The following is a 733-nucleotide window of genomic DNA, read 5'->3' on the forward strand; positions in this document are numbered from 1 at the left end:
GATTTGACGGAGACATCCAGATTTTTTTCGGCAGCCGCAGATTTAAAGAGCGCTTCGGCCATCGGGCTGCGGCACGTATTTCCAGTACAGACAAATAATATGTTCAATCTTGTTCACTCCTTTGTTTCATATTATAAAGGATTCAGACGGAAAATAATAAAATCCGCTCCAGAAATCAAAAAAGAGGGGATCTCCCCCTCTTTTTCTAAGTTCCATTATGTTATGCAAAACAGAAAAAAGATTTTCCCATCTTTCAATTAAATGGGCAGCAAAAGCTTCAGACCGAAGCTCAGCAAGATGGCTCCTCCGAGCGCTTCGCTGTAGGCGCCGAGCCACGTTTGAACCTTTTTTCCAAGCAGAAGGCCCGCCCAAGTTAACACCATGCTGAACAAACCGAACAGAAAGATCGTTAATATCGGTTTCGTTCCGTAGAGGCCGAGGCTGAGACCGACTGAAAAGCTGTCAAGGCTGACGCCGACGGCAAAAACGAACAAGCCGAAGCCGTGCGGAGAGATGATCTGCTCCCCGCTTTTATTAAAAGATGCGACAATCATCTGAATGCCCAGCACCAATAAAAGAGCTCCCCCAATATATCCCGCCAGCGCACCAAGCGCACCCGAAAGAAACTGTCCCGCAATCATTCCGCCAAGCGGCATGATGACATGGAACAATCCAATAATGACGCCGATTTGAAAAACCTGGTTCCTTTTCAGCTTGGCCATTCCCATTCCAA

Annotated in this window: 2 protein-coding genes; both read right to left on the bottom strand. The window is 46.9% G+C overall.

What is annotated here, in order from left to right:
• Nucleotides 1–107: arsenate reductase/protein-tyrosine-phosphatase family protein (locus tag ACWHAR_RS26710; protein WP_452088381.1), on the bottom strand; the 107-nt coding region annotated here is incomplete at its 3' end.
• 150 nt (nt 108–257) lie between these two features.
• A partial coding sequence (locus ACWHAR_RS26715) for a manganese efflux pump MntP (RefSeq protein WP_452088380.1) occupies nt 258–733 on the bottom strand: 476 nt, incomplete at its 5' end.

It is taken from the genome of Bacillus sp. LR--39 (assembly GCF_053613335.1).